Annotated in this window: 2 protein-coding genes; both read right to left on the bottom strand. The window is 69.0% G+C overall.

Annotated features, from left to right (window positions below):
- Nucleotides 1-186: 186 nt before the first annotated feature.
- Nucleotides 187-2,478 (bottom strand): zf-HC2 domain-containing protein, encoded by a 2,292-nt coding sequence (locus IRZ30_RS16505; protein WP_294086746.1) that lies wholly within the window; start codon nucleotides 2,476-2,478, stop codon nucleotides 187-189.
- Nucleotides 2,479-3,063, bottom strand: coding sequence for a sigma-70 family RNA polymerase sigma factor (locus IRZ30_RS16500; RefSeq protein ID WP_294086745.1), 585 nt, complete (start codon nucleotides 3,061-3,063; stop codon nucleotides 2,479-2,481). It abuts the gene before it with no gap.
- Nucleotides 3,064-3,490: the final 427 nt, after the last annotated feature.

The following is a 3,490-nucleotide window of genomic DNA, read 5'->3' as shown; positions in this document are numbered from 1 at the left end:
ACAAACTGCATATCGGCGCCCTCGTCATATGTGTATAAGAGACTCCCCTCTCCCCTTGTGGGAGAGGGGGCTGTTTTCTTAGCGCGGGCATCGGACGCTGCCACGCCCGGCTCCGAAAGAGACTCCCCTCTCCCAACGTTGGGAGCGGGGTCGAGGGTGAGGGCCTTTTCCCAGCACCGGGCGAACCTATTTCGTCATCCAGTCGAGCTGGAGGTAGGCGCCGTACTTGATGTCCTCGGCGAGTGTGACCGGTTCGTCGTGGATCGAGGGATACCAGACCAAACCCGGCTTATCGATCACGTGCGCGACGAAGCCGGCACCGTCCGGGGTCCAGCGCAGGACGTCGACCGGGCCGATGCCGATGATCGCCCGCCAGGCGTCGCTACCGTCGGCGTTCATCAGCCAGAGGTCCGCCGGGGTGTAGACCGTCGAATCCTCATGGACCACGAAGGCCAGGCGCCCGTCGGGCAGCCAGTGGAGGGCGTCGATCGCCCGCTGCGGCCCCTCACGCAGAGCGGCGGGCGTGATGGCCGTCTCGGCACCGTCGGAGAGCCGCAGGCGGAAGATGCCGTTGTAGGTGCTGTAGGCCAGTTCCGTCCCGCCGGGCGACCAGGCGTAGGAGAGCACTTCGCGCGGCAGTTGATGCTTGACCGGTTCGGTCGCCTCATTGGCGCCGCCCACTGCAGCCACGAACGGGCGGAACCCGGCGGCGATCTGCGACACCTCGTAGCGGAGCGTATAGCCACGCGGCGCCCAGCTCACCCCGTGGATCGTCTGCGCCTCCGGGATCTCGACCGCGTGGACCTGGGTGAGGTTCCGGCCGTCGGCGTTGCTGACCCAGAGCGACTGGCGATCGACCGGAACGTAGGCGATGCGCGTGCCGTCGGGGGAGACGACGTACTCCGTCACCGCGCGGCCGTCGGGCATGGTCGCCTTCCGCAACGCCCCGCCGTCCACCGGGGCGAGGTACACCGCCGGGTCGTCGGCAAACCGGACTGCGATCTGCTTGCCGCCGGGCACCGGCCAGAAGACTTCGAGGTCGCTGTTGCCCTGCGCGACCACGCGCGGCGCTTCGCCGCTGGCCGGCTGAACCCAGAGACCAAGCAAGCCGTCCGGCGTCGCGCCGGCGAAGTAGAGATCGGCCGGGAAGGTCGGCACCGTCGGCACCGGCGTCGGGGTCGGCGTCGGCACCGGCGTCTGCGTGGGCACCGGTGTCGGAGTCGGCTGCGGGGCAACCGGTTCACCGCTCGGGTTGGCGAGGTCGATCGTCAGCGTCCACGGACCGATGGCCACGGTGTCCTGGGCCGCCGACGGAGCCGACGCGGGAACCCAGGCCAGCGTCAGCGTGAGTGTCCCGGTGCGCGGGAGGCCGAGGAGCCGGACGTCGATGCCGGACCCGTCCTGGTCACGCTCCTCCTCCCGGATATCCACCACCGGAACCGGCGAGCCGTCCACGGTGGCCGTGACCTGCGGCGATGAGGCACCCTGCTCGGAGGATCGCAGTGTGGCCTGATCGATATCAACCAGGCTCGTGCTGAGCCGGACGACGCTCACCGCTGCGCCCGGCGTCAACCGTTCTGCTGCGACCCCGACCCCGCCGTCGGTCACCTTTACCGTGGTCGACGCAACAGGCGGCAGGGCACTGAGCGGGGAAAGGTCGACGTCGACGAACGTGTTCAACGTCTGCCCCCGGTCCGAGGTGACGCGAACCTCAACGGTGTCGGACTCCGCATCGATGGCGGGGAACGCGTAATAATTCGTCGCCGTCGCTGTCGACGGATCGTTTAGCCCACCGAGGGGGATCGAACCGCCCGTATAGAGCTGCTGCAGTTCACGGCCCTGCTGATCCACAAGCGTGATCGTGCCGCTCAACTGCCCAACGGGCGCGGTGAACTCGAGGACGGTGATCGTGCGATCCACGGCCAGCCGGGTGAGCGTGACCGACTGTCCGTCCATGTCGATCTTTGCGTCGATCGGGAAGACAAGGCCCGCCTGATCGAGGGCGTCCATGATCTCCTCGAAGCGCGGGTCAACCGCCGGGGCTGGCTGGAACGCCCCCCGAAGCGTGCTGACATCCGCTGTGGCCTCGCTCAAGGTCGCGGCACCGACCGCAGCGGTGGCCGTCGGGTCGCCGTTCGAGCGGGTCGCCATGCCGCGCAGCGCGAGCGCACCGACGGTGACCAGCGCCAGCAGCGCCACCAGGGCCGTGCCGGCCGCCAGCTTGTGCCCGCCGGCCACCAGCGCGCCCCAGAAGCCGCGCCGCACCGGCTGCTCGGCCCACGGGCGATGCTCGATCGGCAGCCGCGGCGCGGTGCGCAGGTAGCGCGCCAGATCGTAGAGGTCCTGGCGGTACTGGCGTTCGATGCGCTGACAGGCGGGGCAGACCGCGAGATGCGCCCGAACTTCCGCCGCCTCTCGCGGGGGCAACTGCCCGTCGATCAGCGCCGGAAGTGCGCTTCGGACGTGTCGGCACTCCACCTATCGGCCCTCCGCTGTGTCGTCCGTGTCACCGATGTCGTCTGGATCGTCCCGGTGGTAAGCCCGGCGGAACGCCTCGCGCGCGCGGGAGAGGCGGGTCCGGGCCGCGCCGGGGGAGCAGCCGAGCTGCTCGGCGATCTCCTGCCCCGAGAAGCCGGCCGCCCGCAGGAGCAGGCAGGCGCGGTCCTTGGGATCCAGTTGCTCCAGTGCCTCCTGAACGGCGCTGTTGGTCACGACCCAGTCGCTGTGGCTGTCCACGCTCGGGTCGTAGCCGCTCTCCGTCAGGCGAGAAAGGGGGATCCATCCGATCAGCCGCTTGCGGCGGAAATAGGATAGGGCGTGGTTGGTGGCGATACGGTACAGCCAGCCGGAGAGGTTGGTGATCGGCGTTGACGGCAACGCCCGGTACGCCGAAAGGAACGTTTCCTGGGTCAGGTCGCGCGCGAGCTCGACATCTCCGACCATGCCGTAGAGATACCGGGCGATCGGCGCCTCATAGGAGGCCACGATCGACTCGAACGCCAGGGCATCCGACGCCGTTACCTGCTCGACTCCCTGTTGCCCGTCCACCAGTCCCCGTTCCACGCGATGCCCCCTTCTTGCTCATGAGATGGTCGGGGGCACGCAAATGTTACAGCGCGGTAGCGCCGGTTGGCGCGGCATGCATCGGCATGCGTGGGCCTCTACTCAACTAAACGTCCCGGACGCGAGCGGCGGATCAATCCGGCGGCCATCAGGGCGGACCCCCCACTCCGCGCATCAGGCGGGAGAGATCCGTTCCCGCTCAGCCCACCCGGAGCCGGCCCCGCTCAGACGGAACCCACCGGGGGAGCGGGAGAGACGAAATCCTCCACGGGCACAACATTAGTCGGCATGACACGTTGACCGCTCGTATCCTGGCTGACTCCGGGCGACATGGCAAGAGGGAACGCGCCCCATGGCTCCGGGTAGGAAAAGGCGCGGGCCGCGCGGCACAGTCGCTTCCCCGCGGCCCCCGCCCCGGGGGCGCGTT

Source organism: Sphaerobacter sp. (assembly GCF_019683595.1).
GTDB lineage: Bacteria > Chloroflexota > Chloroflexia > Thermomicrobiales > Thermomicrobiaceae > Sphaerobacter.
The sequence above is the reverse complement of the archived record's forward strand: the minus strand, read 5'-3'. Positions and strand labels throughout refer to the sequence as shown.